At 75.6% G+C, this 21,156-nt stretch carries 11 protein-coding genes and 1 pseudogene; all 12 read left to right on the forward strand.

Going from position 1 to position 21,156, the window contains the following annotated elements; genetic code table 11:
- Positions 1-366 (forward strand): annotated as a pseudogene (gene entE, locus AB0G32_RS26435) (2,3-dihydroxybenzoate-AMP ligase); the annotation flags it as partial.
- Between the two features lie 137 nt (positions 367-503).
- On the forward strand, positions 504-2,000 hold the full coding sequence (locus AB0G32_RS26440) for a tryptophan 7-halogenase (protein ID WP_361168155.1): 1,497 nt from the start codon (positions 504-506) through the stop codon (positions 1,998-2,000).
- Positions 2,001-2,145: 145 nt separating this feature from the next.
- Complete coding sequence (locus tag AB0G32_RS26445) at positions 2,146-3,342, forward strand: isochorismate synthase (protein ID WP_361168158.1); 1,197 nt, start codon at positions 2,146-2,148, stop codon at positions 3,340-3,342.
- A gap of 88 nt (positions 3,343-3,430) precedes the next feature.
- Positions 3,431-3,670 carry a phosphopantetheine-binding protein gene (locus tag AB0G32_RS26450; protein WP_361168161.1) on the forward strand — a complete coding sequence of 80 codons (240 nt, stop codon included), beginning with the start codon at positions 3,431-3,433 and terminating at the stop codon, positions 3,668-3,670.
- Entirely contained in the window at positions 3,667-4,548 is an 882-nt protein-coding gene (locus AB0G32_RS26455; RefSeq protein ID WP_361168164.1) for a siderophore-interacting protein, read from the forward strand. The genes AB0G32_RS26450 and AB0G32_RS26455 overlap by 4 nt, the downstream gene beginning before the upstream one ends.
- A gap of 3 nt (positions 4,549-4,551) precedes the next feature.
- Complete coding sequence (locus tag AB0G32_RS26460) at positions 4,552-5,559, forward strand: ABC transporter substrate-binding protein (protein WP_361168167.1); 1,008 nt, start codon at positions 4,552-4,554, stop codon at positions 5,557-5,559.
- Position 5,560: 1 nt separating this feature from the next.
- Positions 5,561-6,556 carry an iron chelate uptake ABC transporter family permease subunit gene (locus AB0G32_RS26465; protein WP_361168170.1) on the forward strand — a complete coding sequence of 332 codons (996 nt, stop codon included), beginning with the start codon at positions 5,561-5,563 and terminating at the stop codon, positions 6,554-6,556.
- 80 nt (positions 6,557-6,636) lie between these two features.
- Positions 6,637-7,566 (forward strand): iron chelate uptake ABC transporter family permease subunit, encoded by a 930-nt coding sequence (locus AB0G32_RS26470; protein WP_361168374.1) that lies wholly within the window; start codon positions 6,637-6,639, stop codon positions 7,564-7,566.
- An 82-nt stretch (positions 7,567-7,648) separates the two neighbouring features.
- A complete protein-coding gene (locus AB0G32_RS26475; protein WP_361168173.1) occupies positions 7,649-8,464 on the forward strand; it encodes an ABC transporter ATP-binding protein in 816 nt (271 codons plus the stop codon).
- Position 8,465: 1 nt separating this feature from the next.
- Entirely contained in the window at positions 8,466-18,452 is a 9,987-nt protein-coding gene (locus AB0G32_RS26480; protein ID WP_361168176.1) for an amino acid adenylation domain-containing protein, read from the forward strand.
- Positions 18,449-19,861 carry an MDR family MFS transporter gene (locus tag AB0G32_RS26485; protein ID WP_361168179.1) on the forward strand — a complete coding sequence of 471 codons (1,413 nt, stop codon included), beginning with the start codon at positions 18,449-18,451 and terminating at the stop codon, positions 19,859-19,861. The genes AB0G32_RS26480 and AB0G32_RS26485 overlap by 4 nt, the downstream gene beginning before the upstream one ends.
- Positions 19,858-21,105: a 3-deoxy-7-phosphoheptulonate synthase gene (locus AB0G32_RS26490; RefSeq protein WP_361168182.1), complete on the forward strand. Its 1,248-nt coding sequence runs from the start codon at positions 19,858-19,860 to the stop codon at positions 21,103-21,105. The genes AB0G32_RS26485 and AB0G32_RS26490 overlap by 4 nt, the downstream gene beginning before the upstream one ends.
- Positions 21,106-21,156: the final 51 nt, after the last annotated feature.

The raw sequence follows: 21,156 nt of genomic DNA on the forward strand, positions 1-21,156 counted from the left end.
GACATCGTCCGCCGCCTGCCCACCGGCCACCTCGTCGTCGAAGGCCGGGCCAAGGACCAGATCAACCGCGGCGGCGAGAAAATCGCCCCCGAAGAAGTCGAGAACATCATCCTCGCCCACCCCGCCGTCCACGACGTGTCCCTGGTGTCCGTGCCCGACAGGTTCCTCGGCGAGCGGACCCTGGCCTATGTGATCCCGCGCGAGGGCGCCGGACCGCTGACGGCCGCGCACATCAGGGCCTTCGTCCGCGAGCGCGGCATCGCCGACTACAAGGTCCCCGACCGCGTCGAGTTCGTCGGCGCCTTCCCCCGAACCGGCGTCGGCAAGGTCAGCAAGAACGGTCTGCGGTCCGCGGCGGATCAGTAACGAGAGGTCCTCAACTCGCCTGAGCAGCACGGATGTTGAGTCCGTACGCACTCTCCCCCACTCACGAAAGTTAGGCTAACCTAACTTCTCGTTCGGGGCCGTGACGCGCCCTCCGCGAGACCAGCGAGGAGAGTCCCATGAGCACCGCCGAATCGCCTGACGTCGTCGTGGTCGGCGGCGGCCCCGGTGGGTCCACCACGGCCGCGCTGGTCGCGATGGCCGGGCACCGCGTGCTGCTGCTGGAGAAGGAGTCCTTCCCCCGCCACCAGATCGGCGAGTCCCTGCTGCCCGCGACCATCCACGGCATCTGCCGGTTCCTCGGTGTGCACGAGGAGATCGAACGGGCCGGGTTCATGCCCAAGCGCGGCGGCACCTTCCGCTGGGGCTCGAACCCGGAGCCCTGGAACTTCCTGTTCGCCTACTCGCCCCTGATGTCCGGACCCACCTCCACCGCTTACCAGGTCGAGCGGATGAAGTTCGACAAGATCCTCCTCGACAACGCCCGCCGGGTCGGCGTCGACGTCCGCGAACAGTGCACCGCCGTAGCCACCTTGACCGAGGGCGACCGGGTGACCGGCCTGCGCTGGACCGACTCGGACGGCCAACCCCACGAAACCAGCGCCCGGTTCGTCGTCGACGCCTCCGGCAGCAACAGCAGACTCGCCCGCACGGTCGGCAGCCGCGACTACTCCGACTTCTTCCGCAACGTCGCCCTCTACGGCTACTACGAGGGCGGCAAGCGACTTCCCGCGCCGGACTCCGGCAACATCCTGTGCTGCGCCTGGGACGACGGCTGGTTCTGGTACATCCCCCTCACCGACACCCTCACCAGCGTCGGCGCCGTCGTCAACCGCTCCCAGGCCGGCACCCTCTCACGGGACCCCGAGGCCGCGATGGCCCAGTTCATCGAGCGCGCCCCCATGATCAAGGACTATCTGGCCGACGCCACCCGGGTCACCGAGGGTCCGTACGGGGAATTCCGCGTGCGCAAGGACTACTCCTACGCCATGGAGCGCTTCTGGCAGCCCGGGATGGTGCTGGTCGGCGACGCGGCCTGCTTCGTCGACCCCGTCTTCTCCACCGGCGTCCACCTCGCCACCTACGGCGGCCTGCTCGCCGCCCGCTCGATCAACAGCGCACTGTCGGGCAACCTCGACGAGGAGCGCGCCTTCGCCGAGTTCGAACGCCGCTACCGCCGCGAGTACGGCGTCTTCTACGAATTCCTGCTCGCCTTCTACGACATGCAGCAGGGCGAGGACTCCTACTTCTGGCAGGCCCGCAAAGTCTCCCAGGCCGAGGCCACCGACCTGCGCGCCTTCGTGGAACTGGTCGGCGGGGTCTCCGCGGTCGGCTCCGGCGAGTCGGCGCTGATGGACGTGGCGGAGCTCCGCAAACGCTTCGACGCCTCGTCGCGGGAGCTGGCGGACGCCGTCGACCGGACCGGGCCGGCGCGCACCGAGAGCGGCGAGCGGATGGGCGAGCTGTTCGGCACCGAGGTCGTGACGGGCGTGATGCAGGGCATGAACGAGATCCAGGCGCGCGCCTCCATCGGCGGCGCGACGAGCCTGGAGCGCCCCCTGTTCCCCGGCGGACTGGTCACCTCCGCGGACGGACTCGGCTGGGCCGTGCCCTGACGGAGCCTCAACCACTCGTGAGAAACAGCGCGTTGCGCCCTCTTGCCAGACACCCGACCAGTTAGGTTAGCCTAACTTTGCTTTCGGCACCGGACGTCTTGATCGGTGGCATGCGCCCGCGCACCGGAGTAAAGGATTCGCCAACGTGTCCGTATCCGCACTGCTGCGTCCCACCCCGGAGTACCGCTCCGCCGATCTGCTGGCGGCCTGGCTGACCGGTTCCTTCTACTTCTCCTCGGCGCGCGGCACGCTGCTCGCCGACGGGGTGCGGGCCCGGGTCCGCTCGACGGACGGCTCCTGGGCGCCGGCCGCGGCCGAGGCGCTGGCGGCGGCCGCCGCGGCCGGCCTGGCCGATCCCGTGGTCGTCGGGGCGGTCGGGTTCCGTCCGGAGGCGGAGGCCGGTCTGCTGGTGCCCGCGGTGGTTCGGCGGGCGGGCGCCCCCGCCGGGCTCCGCGCCCAGGTCCCGGAGCCCGGCACCGGCTGGCGGGTGCGCCACCGCCCCGGCCCCGCGGCCTACACCGACGCCGTCCGCCGGGCGCTGGAGCTGATCGACGGGGCCGGACTGCGCAAGGTGGTGCTGGCCCGGTGCCTGGAACTGACCGCCGCCGCCCCGGTCCGGGTGCCCGCGCTGCTGGCCCGTCTGGTGCGCACCGACCCGGCCGCCTACGCCTTCGCCGCCGATGTCACCGCGCCCGGCGACCCGGCCCCGCGCACCCTGGTGGGCGCCAGTCCGGAACTGCTGGTGTCCCGGCACGGCGCCACCGTGGTCGCCAACCCGCTGGCCGGGTCGGCGCCCCGCGCGGGCGACGACGCCGTCGACCGGGACCGGATCGCACGGCTCCGGTCCTCCGTCAAGGACCTCGGCGAACACGCCTACACGGCCGGGCGGGTGGCCGAGGTGCTCGGCGAGCACTGCGCCCGCCTCGACGTACCGGAGGCGCCCGAGGTGATCGGCACGCCCACCATGTGGCACCTGTCGACCCGGATCACCGGGCGGCTGCGCGACCCGGCGGACCCGGCCTGCTCGGCCCTCGGCCTGGCGGAGGCGCTGCATCCGACCCCGGCGGTCTGCGGCGTCCCCACCGCCGCCGCCCGCGCGGCCATCGCGGACCTCGAACCCGAGGACCGCGGCTACTACGCGGGGATGGTCGGCTGGAGCGGCCAGGGCGGCGACGGCGAGTGGGCCGTGACCATTCGCAGCGCGGAGGTGTGCGACCGGACGGTCCGGCTGTTCGCCGGTGCCGGCGTCGTCGCGGGTTCCGACCCCGAGGCCGAACTGGCCGAGACCGCCGCGAAGTTCCGCACCCTGCTGCGTGCCCTCGGACTGGAGGACGTGGCATGACCACCGTCCCAACCGTTCCCGGGGCGACGACCACCGCACCCGACGCGCCGGCCGGGTGGCCGGCGCCCCTCTCCACAGGAGCCGGCCGATGAACCAGACCCTGTCACCCGACCGCATCCGCGCGGACGTCGCGGAACTGCTCGGCTGCGCGCCCGCCGACATCGCGCCCGACGAGAACCTGCGGGACCTCGGCCTGGACTCGGTGCGGCTGATGACCCTGGTCGAGCGCTGGCGGGCCGGCGGGGCGGCCGAACTGGAGCTGCCCGACCTGGCCGAGCGGCCCGAACTGGCGCACTGGACGGCGCTGTTGACGGGCGGCGGCCAGTGACCCGGACCGGCCCCGGGCACCTGGACCGGATCGCCGAGGTCCGGGCGGGCCGCCGGCCGGCGAAGGTGCGCTACCCGATCCGGGTCCGCGAGACGCGGGTGGTACGCGTCACCGAGGTGGGCGCCGGGCTGCTGCGGGTGACGCTGGGCGGGCCGGGCACCGAGGGGTTCGAGGCGCACTCGCCGATCGACCACGTACGGCTGCTGTTCCCCGATCCGGACGGCACGCTGCGACTGCCGGTGCCCGACGGCGACCTGCTGCGCTGGCCGCGCCCCTCGCCCACGTCCCGGGAGTACACCGTGCGCCGCTACGACCCGGTGGCCGGCGAGATCGACCTCGACATCGCGCCGCACCCGGGCGGGCTGGCCGCCGGCTGGGCCGAGGCGGCCCGGCCGGGCACGGTGATCCATGTCGCCGGACCGCCCGGCGGACTGTTCGTGCCGCCCGCCTACGACCGCTACCTGTTCGCCGGGGACATCACGGCGCTGCCCGCCGTCGCGCGCTGGCTGGAGGAGGTGCCCCGGGACGCCAGGGGCTGGGCGTTCGTCGAGGTCGCGGGGCCCGCCGAGGAGATCGAACTGTCCGCGCCCGAGGGCATCGAGGTGACCTGGCTGCACCGCGGCGACCGCCCGCCGGGCACCGGCGAGGCACTGGCGCGGGCGGTGACGGCCGGCGTGACCGTGCCCGACGGCGAGCGGCTGTACGCCTGGATCGCGGGCGAGGCGGGGCAGATCAAGCCGCTGCGCCGCTGGGTCCGCGAGGAACTGAAGCTGGAGCGGGACGACTTCATCGTCACCGGCTACTGGAAACGCGGCGTCGCCGACTTCGACGACGAGGACGACCAGCCGCCGCACGAGCACCACGATTCCAAGGAGTAGCGCATGTCCACCTACAGATCAGCGGGCCTCGTCGGCGCCCTGGCCCTGGCCCTGACGCTCACCGCCTGCGGTTCCTCCTCGGACGACGGCGACCCGGCCGGCACCTCCGGGAACAAGGCCGCCACCCGGGTGTTCACCGCCGACAACGGCAAGGTGACCATCCCCGCCGACCCGAAGCGGGTGGTGGCCACCGGGTACGCGGTGCCCGCGCTGATCGAGAACGACGCGCCGCTCGTCGGGATCTCCTCGTGGCAGCGCGGGGAGGCCATGATGAGCGACGCGGACCTGGCCACGTACAAGAAGCTGACCAAGGTCGCGGGCGAGTCGGCGGCCGAGACCAACTACGAGGCCATCGCCGAGGCCGAACCCGACCTGATCGTGCTCGGGGTGCCGACGCCCGTGCTCGGTGACATCGACATGAAGCGGCTGAAGTCCATCGCCCCGGTGGTGGCGATCGGCCCGACCGTGCCCGCGCAGTGGCGGGAGGTGTCCCGCAAGCACGCCGACGCCGCCGGTGTGCTCGACGCCTACCAGGCCACCAAGGCCGCATACGAGGCGAAGGCGGCGGAGCTGAAGAAGAAGTACCAAAGTGCGCTGGCCGGGCTGAAGTTCGGGCACGTCGGCGCCTACGGCGACACTTCCAAGGGCACCTTCCAGCGCGAGTTCGGCGACTCGTGGGGCACCAGCGTCGCCCAGGACATCGGCGCCACCTACTACGGCAAGGTCAAGAAGGCCGGTCCCGGCTCCCAGTCGGTCAGCGAGTACCCGTCCATCGAGGAACTCTCCGACTCGCTCGGCGAGGCCGACGTCATCACCTACTCGGTCGACCCCGACGGCAGTGTCCCGGAGTCGGTGAAGTACGCCATGGATTCGAAGCTGTGGCAGAACCTGCCCGCGGTCAAGAAGCACCTGGCCTTCCCGATCGCCTACACCGAGGCCGCGACCTACGGCGACGCCCTGAAGACCCTGGCCGCGATCGACAAGTCGTTCGCCCCGCTGCTGGACCGGTGACGTGGCCGCATCCGGGCGGGAGTTGCCGCGCGCCGGCCTGCTGCTCGGCGGGCTGGTGCTGCTGGCCGTCGTCGCCGTGCTCAGCATCGGCGTCGGCGCCCACCGGGTCGCGCCCGCCGAGGTGGTGCGCGCCCTGTTCGACTACCGGGGGACGGACGACCACGTGATCGTGCGGGACGTCCGGGCGCCGCGCGCGCTGCTGGCGGTCGCGGTGGGCGCAGCGCTCGCGGTCTCCGGCGCCCTGCTCCAGACGCTGGCCCGCAACCCGCTGGCCGAGCCCGGCATCCTCGGGGTCACCGCGGGCGCGGGCTTCGCGGTCACCGTCGGCTCGGCGCTGGGCCTGGCCGGCGCGCAGGCGGGCCAGTTGCTGTGCTCGATCGCCGGGTCGGTGCTGGCCGCGCTGCTGGTGATGGCGGTGGGGCGGCGCTCGCCGCTGCGCCTGGTGCTCACCGGCGTGGCGCTGACGGCGGTGCTGGGCGGCATCGCGCTGGGGCTGCGCCTGATGCTGCCGGACGTGTTCGACGCGTACCGCTTCTGGTCGGTGGGGACGCTGGCCGGCCGGGAGCAGGCGCCGCTGACCCTGCCGCTGCTGGCGATCGCGGCGGCGCTGGCCGGCGCGCTGCTGCTGGCCCGCTCGCTCAACACGCTGGCGCTGGGCGAGCACGTGGCCCGGACCCTGGGCGCGGGCGTGGCCCGGACCCGGGCGCTGGCCCTGGTGCTGATCACCGTGCTCAGCGGGGCGGCGACGGCGGTGGCCGGGCCGGTGCTGTTCGTCGGGCTGATCGTGCCGCACCTGGTGCGCAGGCTCGCGGCGGGTTCGGTGCCCTGGCTGCTGCTGTACTCGATGGTGCTGGGCCCGGTCCTGCTGCTGGTCGCCGACATCGGGTCGCGGGTGCTGCTGCCCACCGGCGAGGTGCCGGTGGCGATCGTGACGGCGTTCTTCGGCGGCCCGGTGCTGATCTGGGCCGTCCGCCGCTACGGGGCGGGGTCGCTGTGAGCGCGGCGACGGCGCGGCTCACCCTCGCGGTGCGCTCCGGTCGCCGTACCGTCCTGGTCTGCGCGGTGCTGATCGCCCTGATGCTGGGGCTGGGACTGCTCGGGCTGTGCTACGGGGCCTCCTGGGCCTCCCCGGGCGAGGTGCTGGCGGTGCTCAGCGGGGCGGACCACTCGGTGGTCATCTCCGAGTGGCGGCTGCCGCGGGTGGCGGCGGGGATGGTGTTCGGGGCGGCGCTCGGGGTGTCCGGCGCGCTCTTCCAGAACCTGACCCGCAACCCGCTCGGCAGCCCCGACGTGATCGGGCTGGACGCGGGCGCCTACACCGGGGCGCTGTTCGCCCTGACCGTGCTGTCGGGCACGTCGGCGCAACTGGCCGGAGCCTCGCTGCTGGGCGCGCTGATCGTGTCGGCCGTGGTCTACCTGCTCTCGGCCGACCGGGGTTTCTCCGGGCTGCGGCTGGTGGTGATCGGCATCGCCGTCAACGCGATGGTGACCGCGCTCAACTCGTGGATCGTGCTGCGCGCCGATCTGGAGGTGGCGATCGCCGCGGTCGGCTGGAGCGCCGGCTCGCTCAACGGCGTGGACTGGGCCGACCTGCGCATCCCGTTCGCGGTGATCGCCGTACTGCTCGCCCTGATGGCCGTGCGGACCCGGGCCGTGCACCAGACCACGCTCGGTGACGCGCTGGCGGTGACCACCGGGGTGGGGCTCGGCCGGCTGCGGCTGCTGATGGTGCTGGTCGGTGTCGGCTGCACCGCGACGGTGACCTCGGTGGCCGGACCGATCGCGTTCCTGGCGCTGACCGCCCCGCAGATCGGCCGCCGGCTGACCGGCGCGCCCGGCATTCCGCTGCTGCCGGCCGCGCTGACCGGGGCCGTCCTGCTCCAGGGCGCCGACCTGGTCGCCCAGGCGCTGCTGGCGCCGGTCGCGCTGCCGGTCGGCGTGGTGAGCACGGCGCTCGGCGGCGGCTATCTGATCTGGCTGCTGACCAAGGAGGTGGGGCGGGCGTGAGCACACGGAACCCGCCGAAGACCGGCGCGACCACGCGCGGGGCCGCCCTGGCCGCACCGCTGAGCGAGGAGGTGGGGCGGGCGTGACCGCACAGGATCCCCGGGAAACGGGCCGGACGGTCCGGCTGACCGCGCGCGACATCACCCTGCGCTACGGCGACCGCGTGGTGTCCACCCGGCTCACCCTGGACCTCCCCGACGGGGCGTTCACGGCGATCGTGGGCCCGAACGCCTGCGGCAAGTCCACCCTGCTGCGGGCGTTCGTCCGGCTGCTGCGCCCCGACGCGGGACAGGTGGCGTTCGACGGGCGCGAGGTCGGCGGTTATCCGTCCAAGGCGCTGGCCAAGCAGCTCGCCTTCCTGCCGCAGGACCCGCTCGCCCCCGACGACATCAAGGTCCGCCAGCTGGTGGCCCGGGGCCGCTTCCCGCACCAGTCGCTGCTGACGGTGTGGTCGGCGGGCGAGGAGGCGGCGGTGGACGAGGCGATGGCCGCCGCGGGCGTCCTGGACCTGGCCGGCCGGCCGGTCCAGGAACTCTCCGGCGGCCAGCGGCAGCGGGTGTGGATCGCGATGGTGCTCGCCCAGCGGACGCCGTATCTGCTGCTGGACGAGCCGACCTCCTTCCTGGACATCACGCACCAGTACCAGCTGCTCGGTCTGCTGTCCCGGCTGCGCGACCAGGGCCGCACGGTCGTCGCCGTGCTGCACGACATCAACCAGGCGTGCCGGTTCGCCGACCACCTGGTGGCCATGCGGGACGGCCGGGTGGCCGCCGAGGGAAAACCGGCGGACATCGTGGACGCCGCGCTGGTCAAGGACGTGTTCGACCTGCCCAGCGTCATCGTCCCCGACCCGGTGACCGGCACTCCGATGATCGTCCCCACGCTGCAAGGAGAGTGAGTTGAACGCCGCACGCGTCCCCTCGGACCGTCTCCTCCCGCTGACCGGCGCCCAGCGCGGGATCTGGCACGCGCAGCGCCTGGAGCCGGACTCGCCGTACTACGTGGTCGGCGACGTGGTGGAGATCCGCGGCGCCGGGCCGGTCGACGCCGGGGCGCTGGCCCAAGCCGTCCGGGCGGTCAACGAGGAGGCGGAGAGCCTGCGGCTGCGGGTCTTCGACACCCCGTCGGGCCCCCGGCAGACGGTCGACGACACGCCGGTCGAGCCGCCCCGGGTGATCGACCTGAGCGCCGAGACCGACCCGGCGGCCGCGGCCCGGGAGCTGGTCGAGGCCGAGCGGGCCCGGGCGGCCGGCCGATGCCGGGAGATGGTGGACCGGCCGCTGTACTCGCCGGTCGTCATCCGGCTGTCGGAGCGTGAGGTCTGGTACACGCAGATGGGCCACCACCTGGTCATCGACGGCTACAGCGGGGCGATGCTGGCCCGCCGTACCGCCGCCCACTACACCGCCCTGGTGCGCGGCGCCGAACCGCCGAAGCCGGCCTTCGGCACGATGGCGGGCCTGGTCGCCGCCGACCGGGCCTACCGGGACAGCGACCGGGCCGCCGAGGACCGCGCCTACTGGGTGGACCGCTTCACCCCGCTGCCCGACCTCGGCGACACCCGGGCCGCCGCCGGACCGCCGGGACCCGCGCTGACCGCCCGCGCGGTGCTCGGGCCCGAGGAGACGGCCCGGCTGCGGGCCCGCGCCGACCGGGCGGGCGTCACCTGGGGCGAGGCCCTGATCGCCTGCTACGCCGCCTTCCTGCACCGGATGCTGGGCCGCGCCGACGTGGTGTTCGCGCTGCCGCTGATGTGCCGGACCGAATCGGTGGAGCTGCGCACCCCGGCGATGGCGGTCAACGTACTGCCGCTGCGGGTGACCGTGCGCGGCACGGACGACTTCGGCGAGCTGACCCGGCGGGTCGCCGCGGTCCTGCGGGAGACCCGCGCCCACCAGCGCTACCGGGGCGAGGACCTGCCCCGCGACCTCGGGGTGCCGGGCGCGGGCGCGCTGCTGCACGGGCGCGGCATCAACCTCAAGGCGTTCGACCTGGCGCTGGACTTCGCCGGGGCGAAGGGCGTGATGCGCAACGTGGCCGGCGGCCCGCCCGAGGACATGGGCCTGACCGTGCTGCCCGCCCCCGACGGGGGGCTGAACCTCGGCTTCGAGGTGGACGCCCGCGGCACCGACCAGGCCGCGGTCGACGGCAAACTGACGGCACTGCGGGCCCTGCTGACCGGGCTGCTGGACGGGCTGCCGGTGGGCCGGATCCCGCTGGCCGGGGCTGGTGGCCCGCCGGCCGCGTGGACGCCCGAGGCGCTGCCGGGGGTGCCGCTCGCGGTGCCGGACGCGTTCGACGCGATGGTCGCCGCCGCCCCGGACCGCACCGCCCTGGTGTGCGGCGCCGACCGGCTGACGGCGGCCGAACTGGCCGGTCACGTACACCGGTCGGCCCGTGCGCTGCGGGCCCGCGGCATCGGCCCCGACGACGTCGTGGCCCTGGCGCTGCCCCGCTCGGCCGCGCTGCTGACCGCCCTGCTGGCGGTGCTGGACGCGGGCGCCGCCGTCCTCCCGCTGGACGTCACCCAGCCGCCCGAGCGGCTGCGCGCGCTGCTCGACGACGCCCGCCCGGCGCTGGTGGTGACGGCGGGCGCGGTCGACGGGCTGCCGTGGGACGTCCTGCGCGCGGCGGCCGAAGCACAGCCCTCGGCCCCCCTGTCGGCGGCCGAACTGGCCGCCCCCCGCCACCCCGACCACCTCGCCTACGTCATCCACACCTCCGGGTCGACCGGCCGCCCCAAGGGCGTGCTCGGCCGGGCCGGCGCGCTGGCCGCGCTGCTGCACCACCAGCGGGGCACCGTCGTCGCCGAGGCCGAGCGGGCCGCGGGGCGGCGGCTGCGCGTCGCGCACACCTACTCGTTCGCCTTCGACTCCGCCTTCGACCACCTGGTGTGGCTGCTGTGCGGCCACGAACTCCATCTGTACGACACCGAGACCGCCCGGGACGCCGACGCCCTGCTCGCCGCGTACGCCCGCGACCGCGTCGACGTGGTGGACACCACCCCGTCGATGGCGGCCCCGCTGATCGAGGGCGGCCTGCTCGACCTGCGCCCCACCCTGCTGATCCTCGGCGGCGAGGCCACCGGGCCCGCGCTGTGGCGGCGGATCGCCGCCTCCGGGGTCACCGCCCGCAACATGTACGGGCCCACCGAGGCGACCGTCGACAGCACCAGCGCGCCGGTCACCGGCGACGAGCCGGCGATCGGCCATCCGCTCGCCGGCACCCGCGGCTATGTCCTGGACCACGCCCTGCACCCGGTGCCGCACGGCACGGTGGGCGAGCTGTACCTGGCCGGCCCGCACCTGGCCCGCGGCTATCTCGGCCGGCCCGGCGCGAGTGCCGAGCGGTTCGTGGCGGACCCCTACGGCCCGCCCGGGGCGCGGATGTACCGCACCGGCGACCTGGCCCGCTGGGTGCCCGGCCGGGGTCTGGTGTACCTGGGGCGGGCGGACGGGCAGGTCAAGATCCGGGGGCACCGGGTGGAGACCGGCGAGGTGGAGGCCGCGCTGGCCGCGCTGCCCGGCGTCACCGCCGCCGCCGCGGCCGTACGGTCGTCCCGGCTGGTCGGATACATAGTGTCCGGCTCGGCCACGCCCGACGAGGTGCGCGCCCGCCTGGCCGAGCGGCTGCCCGACCACCTGGTGCCCGCCGCGGTGCTGGTGCTGGACGCGCTGCCGCTCACCCCCAACGGCAAGCTGGACCGGGCCGCGCTGCCCGCGCCCGCGGTGACCGGTTCCGGACGGGCGGCGAACACCGAGCGGGAGCGGCTGCTGTGCGCGGCGGTCGCCGAGGTGTTCGAGGTGGCACGGGTCGGCGCGGACGACGACTTCTTCGCGCTCGGCGGGGACAGCATCACCGCGATCACCGTGAGCAGCCGGCTGCGCGCCAAGGGCCTGGAGCTGCGGCCCCGGGACCTGCTGGCGCGCCGCAGCTTCGCCGCGCTGGCCGCAGCCGCGACGCCGGTCGCGGACACCGCCGGACCGGCCGACGACCCGACCGGCCCGGTGCCCGCGCCGCCCGTCGTGCGCACCCTGCTGGACGTCCACCCGGACGTGGCCGCCGTAGCGGGCTACGCCCAGTGGACCGCCCTGCGGGTCGGCGCGCTCGCCCGCGCCGACCTGGAGACGGGGGTACGGGCGGTGCTCGGCCGGCACGACGCGCTGCGGCTGCGCGTCGGGCCCGGCGGGGAGTTGGCGGTGCTCCCCGCGGGCGCGGTCCGGCCGGTCGTCCACGAGGTGCGCGGGGCGGACGCGGCGGCGGTGGCCGGGCGGCTGGCGGACGAACTCGACCCCGCGGCCGGCGACCTGCTGCGCGCGGCCCTGGTCCGCACCCCGGACGAGGAACCCGACCTGCTGGTCCTGGCCGTGCACCACCTCGCGATGGACGGGGTGTCCTGGCGGATCCTGCTGCCCGACCTGCACACGGCCTGCGCGGGCGGCGCGCTGCCCCGTACCGGCGCGTCCTGGCGGCTGCACGCCACGCTCCTCGCCGAACAGGGCACGGCCGGCGCGCGCCGGGCCGAACTCGCCCACTGGACGGCCGCGCTGGACTCCGCGACCCGGCTGGGGGCCCGCCCGCTGGACCCGGCGCGGGACACGGTGGCCACCGCCCACCGGTCGCTCACCATCGCCTCGCCGGACGTCACCGAGGCCCTGCTGACCACCCTGCCCGCCGCCTACCGCGCGGGCGTCGACGAGGTGCTGCTCGCCGCGCTCGTCCTCACGCTGCGGGAGTGGGACGCCGCCCGGGCCGGTGCCGCGGTGACCGTGACCCTGGAGGGGCACGGCCGGGAACACCTCGACCTGGCCGGCACGGTCGGCTGGTTCACCGCCGAGTACCCGGTGCGGGTCCCGGCCGCCGGTGACGCGGGCGACGTGCTGCGCGCGGCGAAGGAGGCCAAGCGGGCCGTGCCCGGCGCGGGCATCGGCTACGGCGTGCTGCGCCACCTGGACCCGGACACGTCCGGCGCGCTGAGCGCCGTACCGCCGCCGGACGTGCTGCTGAACTACCTGGGCCGGTTCGCGCCGCTGTCCGGCACCGGGTGGCGGCTGCCGGAGCGGGACGCCTTCTCGGTGCTCGAACCCGGGGCCAAGGCGCTGGAGCAGGTGCTGGCGCTCAACTGCTTCGTCCACGAGGAGGGCGCGCCCCGGCTCGCCGTGGAGTGGACCGCGGCGCGGGAGGTGGTCGGCCCCGACGCGCTGACCGCGCTCCAGAAGTCCTGGTCGCAGGCGCTGGACCTGCTGGCCGGACACGCGCTGGACGCGGTCGGCGGGCTCACCCCCTCCGACCTCCCGCTGGTCGCCCTCGACCAGGACGCCGTGCACGCCCTGGAGCGGGCCGGCCGGATCGACGACGTCTGGCCCGCCACCCCGCTCCAGGTCGGCCTCTCCTTCCACACCCTGCTCCGCGACGAACGGGACGCGGACGCCGACGTGTACGTCGTGCAGGCGGTCACCACCCTCGACGGCGTACTGGACCCGGACCGCATGGCCGAGGCGGCGCGGGAGCTGCTGCGCCGCCACCCGGCGCTCCGCGTCCACCTGGCGCAGGCCGGGGACGAGGTGGTGCAGGTGGTGCCCGCCGAGGTGGCGCTGGAGTGGCGGCGGGACGACCGGTTCCCGGCGGCCGCCCGCGCGGAGTTGGAGCGGCCGTTCGACCCGACCCGGCCGCCGCTGATCCGCTTCCTGCTGTCCCGCACCGGCCCGGCCGAGCACAAACTCGTCCTCACCAACCACCACGCGCTGCTGGACGGCTGGTCCATGCCGCTGGTCGGCCGCGCCCTGCTGGGCATCTACGCCGAGCTGGGCGGCGGCCCGGCCGTGCCGTCCGCCCCCGACACCGCGGAGTACTTCCGCTGGCTGGCCGGGCGGGACCGGCGGGCGTCGCTGGCCGCGTGGCGCGCGGCGCTGGCCGGCGTCGACGGCGCGACCCGGCTGGCACCGGCGAGCGCCGGCACCGGGGTCGAGCGGCCGGAACGGGTGGCGGTGGAGCTGGGCCGGGAGTTCAGCGACCGGCTGCGGGCCTTCGCCCGGGACCGGGGCGTCACCCTGACCACCGTGCTCCAGACGGCCTGGGGCCTGCTGCTCGGCCGGCTCACCGGGCGCCGCGACGTGGTGTTCGGCTGCCCGGTGTCCGGCCGGCCGGCCGAGGTCGACGGCGTGGCGTCGATGATCGGCCAGCTCGGTACGACGATCCCGGTGCGGGTGCGCCACACCCAGGACGAGACGGCGGCGGAGCTGCTGGCGCGGGTGCACGCCGAGAGCGTCGCGCTCGCCGACCACCACTACGTCGGACTGCCGGAGATCCAGCGGGCGGCGGGCGTCGGCGAACTGTTCGACACCATGCTGGTGATGGAGAACTTCCCGCTCTCCAGCCGCGACCGCACCCCGCTCGCCCCCGGCCTCGACCTGGCCGGCGTCGACATCACCGACGCCACCCACTACGCGCTGACCGTCATCGTGCTCCCCGGCGACGCCATCACGCTCGGCCTGGGCTACCAGCCGCGCGCCTTCCCGGAGCCGGCGGTGCGCGACTGCGGCCGCCGGCTGCACCGGCTGCTGCGCGAGATCGTCGACGCCCCCGACCGGCCCGCGCTCGCGCTGCCCCTGCTCGACCCCGACGAGCGGGAGCGGATGCTGCGCACCGGCACCGGGGCGGTCCCGGCGCGCCGGCGCGGGCCGTGGCTGGCCGAGTTCGACGCGTGGGTGCGCCGCAAGCCGGACGCCGAGGCGCTGGTCTGCCGCGACCGCAGCCTCACCTATGCCGAGCTGGACCGGGCGGCCAACCGGCTGGCCCACGCGCTGATCCGGCTCGGGGTCCGGCCGCAGGACCCGGTGGCGGTGCTGCTGGGCCGGGACGTCGAGATGACGGTGGCGCTGTTCGGCGTGGTCAAGGCGGGCGCGGTGTACGTGCCGCTGGACCCGGACCATCCCCGGGACCGGCTGGCGTTCATGCTGGACGACCTCGCGCCGGCCGCCGCCGTGACCACCGGCGCCGCACTGCCCGCCGCCCGGGGCATCCCGGTACTGCGCCTGGACGACCCGGCGGCGCTGGCCGGCCTGCCCGCCACCGATCCCGCCGAGGCCCGCGCCCGGCTCACCGAGGACGCGCTCGCCTACGTCATCTACACCTCCGGCACCACCGGACGCCCCAAGGGCGTCGGCGTGACCCACCGCGGCGTGCCCGACCTGATCGCCCTCCAGGAGGAGGTCGTCGGCATCACCGAGCACGACCGCTACCTGCACTTCGCGTCGACCGGCTTCGACGTGGCGTTCTGGCAGACGATGGTGCCGCTGCTGTCCGGCGGCACCTCGGTGATCGCGCCGCAGGAGGTCCGGGTCCCCGGCGACGAACTCCTCGACTACATCGCCGCGCACCGGGTGACCGGCGTGAACCTGCTGCCGTCCTTCCTCGCCGCGATGCCCGACGACCGCACCGTCGACCCGGACGTGTTCTTCGTCGTCGGCGCCGAACGCCTCGACCCCGCGCTGGCCCGCCGCTGGGGCGCGGGCCGCCGGGCGCTCTTCAACGCCTACGGTCCCACCGAGGTCACCATCAACGCCGTGACCTGGCGCTACGACCCGGACGACGCCGGCCCGCCGCCGATCGGCCGCCCCGACCCGAACGTCCGCGCCTACGTCCTGGACGGCGGCCTCCAGCCGGTCGGCACCGGTGTGACGGGCGAGCTGTACCTCGCCGGGCCGAGCCTGGCCCGCGGCTATCTGGGCCGGCCGGGGCTGACCGCCGCCGCGTTCACCGCCGACCCGTTCGGCCCGCCGGGCACCCGGATGTACCGCACCGGCGACCTGGTGCGGTGGCGGCCCGACGGACAGCTCGTCTTCCTCGGCCGGGCCGACCACCAGGTCAAGATCCGCGGCTTCCGGGTGGAGCTGGGCGAGATCGAGTCCGTCCTGACTCGCCATCAGGACGTGCGGGCCGGCGCGGTGATCGTCCGCGAGGGCAGGCTCGTCGGTTACGTCATCCCGGTCGACGGCGCCGAGTGGGACCCCGAGGGCCTGCGCGGGTACCTGGCCGGGCAGTTGCCCGAGCACATGGTGCCGGCCGCGCTGGTACCGCTGGACCGGCTGCCGCTGGGCCCCGGCGGGAAGCTGGACGCGGCCGCGCTGCCGGCGCCCGAACGGGCGGTGGGCGGGCGCCGGGAGGCGGCCACCGAGGCCGAGGCGGTGCTGCTCGGCGTGTTCCGGGACGTCCTCGGCGACGACGGCATCGGCCCCGACGACGACTTCTTCGCCATCGGCGGGGACAGCATCGTCTCCCTCCAGGTGGTCTCCCGGGCCCGCCGGCAGGGGCTCGGGCTGGGCGCGCGGGACGTGTTCGAGGGGGTGACGCCGGCCGGGATCGCGGCCCGCGCCCGCCCGCTGGGCGGCGGCGACGCCCCGGCGGTGGGGGACGCGCCGCTGACCCCGGTCATGCGGGACCTGCTGCGCCGGGCCGGGACCGCCGCCGACGGGTTCTGCCAGTGGGTGGAGGTGTGCGTGCCGCCCGGCGGCGACGAGACCCGCTGGCGGTCGGTACTCGACGCCCTCCTCGCCCGGCACGACGTACTCCGCGCCCACCTGACCGGTGACGTGCTGCGCGTCCCGCCGCCCGGCGCGGTGACCGGCGCCGACGTACTGACCCGGGTAGCGGCGACGGAACGGATCCGCCCGCTGGTCGACGCGTGGACCGCCGCCGTCCGCGACGCGCTGGACCCGCGGACCGGTCCGCTGCTGCGCGCGCTGTGGGTGGACGCCGGGCCGGACCGGCCGGGCCGGCTCGTCCTGGCCGCCCATCACCTGGTGGTCGACGGGGTCTCCTGGCGGGTCCTGCTCGACGACCTCCGGCACCTACACGAGGGCGGCACACCGGCCCGGCACGGGCAGTCGTTCCTCGGGTGGGCGCGCGCGCTGCGCGAGGCCGACCGGCGGGCCGAACTCCCGCACTGGCGCCGGATGGTGCCTGGCCGGCGCCTCGCGGCCCGGCCGCTCGATCCCGCCCGGGACACCGCGTCGACCGCGCTGCACCACGAGTTCCAGCTCGCCGAGGGCCCGACCCGGGCCCTGGTCACGACGCTGCCCGCGGCCCTGCGCGGGACGCCGGACGCGGTCCTGCTGACCGCGCTCGCCCGGGCCGTCCGGGCCTGGCGCGGGGCACCTCGGGTGCTGGTCGCGCTGGAGAGCCACGGCCGCCCGCCACAGGTCGACCTCTCCCACACCGTCGGCTGGTTCACCGCCGTCCACCCCGTGCTGCTGGACGCCGACGACGACCCGCGGGCGGTCGCGCGGCGGCTGCGCGCCCAGGGCGACGGCCTGGGGCACGGCATCCTGACCGCGGCCGGTCTGCTGGACCCGGTCGAGCCGGAGCTGTCCTGGAACTACCTGGGCCGGTTCCCCGCCGCCCCGGCCGAGGAGAGCGCCTGGCAGGCCCCGCCGGACGCGGACCCGCTCGGCTCGGGCGGCACCGGCCGGCTGCCGCTGCCGCATGCCCTGATGGTCAACGCCCTGGTCCGCGACGACCGGCTGGGCGTACGGCTGACCTGGCCGGCCGCGCTGTTCGCCGCCGCCGACGTCGAGGAACTGGCCGGGCACCTGCGGACCGCGCTGCTCGACCTGGCCGCCGCGCCGGAGATCGGCGCGCTGGACGGCGGCCGGCCGGCCGCCGAGGTGCAGCCGCTCACCCCGCTCCAGGAGGTGATGCTGCGGCACTCGCGCACCGAACGCCCCGACCCCTACACCGTGCAGTCGGTGTTCTCGCTCGCCGGCCCGCTGGAGGTGTCCGCGCTGCGCGCGGCCGGCGCGGACCTGATGGCCCGGCACCCGAACCTGGGCGCGGTCTTCCCGGCGGATCTGGCGGTGCTCCCCGAGTCGCCGCGGCCGGACTTCCGGGTGTCCGACGGTCCGGCGGAGCACGTACTCGCCGCCGACCTGGCCGAACCGTTCGACCTGGCCGCGGGCCCGCTGCTGCGGCTGACTGTGATCCGCCACCACGCCGAGCGCGCCGACCTGGTCCTGACCAGCCATCACGTCCTCTCCGACGGCTGGTCGGCGCCCCGGGTGCTGGGTGAGCTGTTCGCGCTGTACACGGCCCGGCTCACGGGCGCGGCACCGGACCTCCCCGCCCCCGTCCCGTTCGCCGGCTACCTGCGCTGGCGCGCGGAGCACGAGCCCGATCCCGGCGCCTGGTCCACCGAGCTGGCGGGCCTGCCGGAGGGCGACTACCTGACCGGCGGCGGGGACCTCGGCCCGGCCTGGCGGGAACCGGCCGTCTTCACCTTCGACGCGGACCTGGTGACCGGCCTGACCCGCCTCGCGGCCCGGCGCGGCCTGACCCGCAACACCCTGGTGCAGGGCGCCTGGGCGGTGCTGCTGGCGCGGCGGTCCGGCCGCGCGGACGTCTGCTTCGGCGCGATGGTCGCCTGCCGTCCCCCGGAGCTGGAGGGCGTCGAGGAGATCATCGGTCTGCTGGCCAACACGGTCCCGGTACGGGCCCGGCTGACCGGCACGCTCGCCGACGTGCTGCACGCGCTCCAGTCGGGGCAGCGGGCGCTGGCCGAGCACCAGCACGTCGCGCTGTCCGACCTGGAGCGGCTGACCGGGCGGCGCCGGCTCTTCGACAGCCTGGTGGTGTTCGAGAACTACCCGGTGGACCCGAACCGGCTGCGCTCGCCCGCCCCCGGCCTCACCCTCGTCGGCACCCGCTTCCGTGAGGCCACCCACCATCCGGTGACCCTCACGGTCATGCCGGACGGCGCCACCTGGACCGGTGTGCTCGCCACCCGCGCCGGGGTGCGGGCCGACGGCCTGGCCGACGAACTCCTCTCCCTGCTCGCGCGGTTGGCCGACCACCTGGACGACGACGTCCGTACCCTCCTGGCGCACCGATGAGCCGGGACACGACCGCCCCGACGCCGGCCGAGCGGGTCGACGGACGGCTGTGGCGGGTCGCGTTCATCCTGGTGCTCGGTACGTTCATGGCGTCGGTGGACGCCACCATCGTCAGCGTCGGCATCGACACCCTGGCCGGCGAGTTCGGGGCCTCGGTCACCGGCATCCAGTGGGTCAGCACCGCGTATCTGCTGGCCGTGGTGACGGCGGTGCCCGCCTCGGGCTGGCTGGCCGACCGGTACGGCGGACGACGGGTCTGGCTGGCCGCCGTCGGTGTGTTCCTGCTGGGCTCGGCGCTGTGCGCGCTGGCCTGGTCGGCGCCGAGCCTGATCGTCTTCCGGGTGCTCCAAGGGCTCGGCGGCGGACTGCTGCCGCCGACCGGACAGGCGCTGCTGGCTCGGATCGCCGGGCCGTCCCGCACCGGACGGGTGATCAGCGTCGTCGCGGTGGTCCCGCTGCTGTCGCCGGTGCTCGGGCCGCTGGCCGGCGGGGCGCTGCTCGGCGTGGCGTCCTGGCAGTGGCTGTTCCTGGTCAACCTGCCGGTCGGGCTGGCCGCGATGCTGCTGGCCCGCCGCCATGTCCCGGTCGTGGCACCGGCGGCGCGCCGGACGGCGTTCGACGCGCGCGGGGCGGCGCTGCTCTCCCCCGGTCTCGCCGTGCTGGTGTTCGGCCTGACGGAGATCGCCCACGGCCGCCCCGGCACCGCCGCGGCCGGCGTCTCGGCGGGCCTCGCGATGCTGGCCGGTTTCGTGGCGCACGGGCTGCGGACCCGCCGCACCCCGCTGATCGACCCCCGGCTGTTCGCCCGGCCGCCGTTCGGCGCCGCCGCCCTCGCGCTGCTGGTGCTGGGCGCGTCGGTGTTCGGGACGATGTTCCTGCTGCCGCTGTACTTCCAGACCGGCCGGGGCCTGACCGCGTGGCAGGCGGGGCTGCTGCTGGCTCCGCAGGGGCTGGGCGCGGCGGCGGGCACGGTGCTGGTCAACCGTACGATCGACGCGGTCGCGCCGCGCACCCTGGTGCTCACCGGCATCGCGCTGGTGCTGGCCGGCACGGTGCCGTTCACCCAGCTGGACCACGGCCTGCCGGACGCCGCGACGGCCGCGGCGCTGGCGGTGCGCGGCGTGGGGATGGCGATGATCAGCTCCCCGGTGATGAACATCGTGTACAGCCGGATCGAACCCGACCGCATCCCCCGCGCGGCGGCGGCGCTCAACCTGCTGAACACGGTGGGCGGTTCACTCGGCACCGCCGCGCTCGCCGTACTCCTCCAGGAGCGGCTGGCCGCACGGCACCAGGACGTCCCGGCGGCGTTCTCCGACACGTTCTGGTGGGTGGCCGGACTCGGCGCGCTGGCCGCCGCCGGGGCGACGAGACTGCCACGCACGCGCGCCGCGCGGAGACGGCCGTGACGCGCCGGCCGCCCGCGCGGGCGGACCTGGCGACGGACCACCGCCAGGACGAGGAGACACGGCGGCCACCCGCTCCCCCGGACCCGCCGGCGGAACACCGCCCGGAGGACACCCCCGGACCAGCACCCGCACCGGCCACGGACCGCCCCGGCTCTCCGCACCACCGGGAGGACCACCCGCCGGGGCGCCGGGAAGCGGCCGCCGCACACCCGCTGCCCACCCCGGCCGAGCTGGCCGCGGCGCATCCGCTGCCCCCGGCGGCGGTCCGGGCCGTGGCCGGGCAGCGGGACGCGATCGCCGCCGTCCTGGACCGCCGTGACCCGCGGCTGCTGGTGATCGCCGGTCCCTGCTCGGTGCACGACCCCGCCGCCGCCCTGGAGTACGCGGACCTGCTGGCCGGCGCCGCGCGGCGGCTCGCCGACGACCTGGTCGTCGTCCTCCGCGCCTACCTGGAGAAGCCCCGCACCGACCTCGGCTGGACCGGCCTGCTCGCCTCCCCCGGGCTCGACGGCCGCGGTGACCTGGCCACCGGACTGCGCACCGGCCGCCGCTTTCTCACCGAGGCGGCCGCCACCGGACTGCCCCTGGCCTACGAGTTCGTCGACCCGGTGCTCGCCCCGTATCTCGCCGACACGGTGTCGTGGGCCGCCGTCGGCGCGCGGACCGTCGCCAGCCAGCCGCACCGCCACCTGGCCTCCTGGCTCCCCATGCCGGTCGGCATGAAGAACTGCGTCTCCGGCGCCCTGGACACCGCCGTCGCCGCCGTCCGGACCGCCGCCCACCCGCACACCTGTCCGACTCTCACCCCGGACGGCCGGCTGGCCGTCCTGCGGAGCACCGGCAACCCCGACGCCCATCTGGTGCTGCGCGGCGGCCCGGCCCCGAACCACGACGCGGCCGGCGTCGCCCGGGCGCGCGCCGCGCTGACGGCGGCCGGCCTGCCCGCACGCGTCGTCGTCGACGCCTCGCACGGCAACAGCGGCAAGGACCACAACCGGCAGCCGGAGGTCGTCGCCGACCTGGCCCGGCGGATCGGCGACGGCGACCCGGTCCTGGCCGGCGTCATGATCGAGTCCTATCTGTCCGACGGCCGGCAGGACCTCTCCGCCGCGCCCCTCCGCCGCGACCTCAGCGTCACCGACCCGTGCCTGGGCTGGTCGCGCACCGCTCCGCTGCTCGACGCCCTGGCGCTGGCGGCCGGTCGGCGCCGTGCGGGACACCCACCCCATTGTGCCGTTAGGTAAGCCTTGCTTTACTCGATGTCCAGTCAGCTGCCGCGCCTAGGAGGAACCTTC

It is taken from the genome of Streptomyces sp. NPDC023723 (assembly GCF_040639815.1).
Lineage (GTDB): Bacteria > Actinomycetota > Actinomycetes > Streptomycetales > Streptomycetaceae > Streptomyces.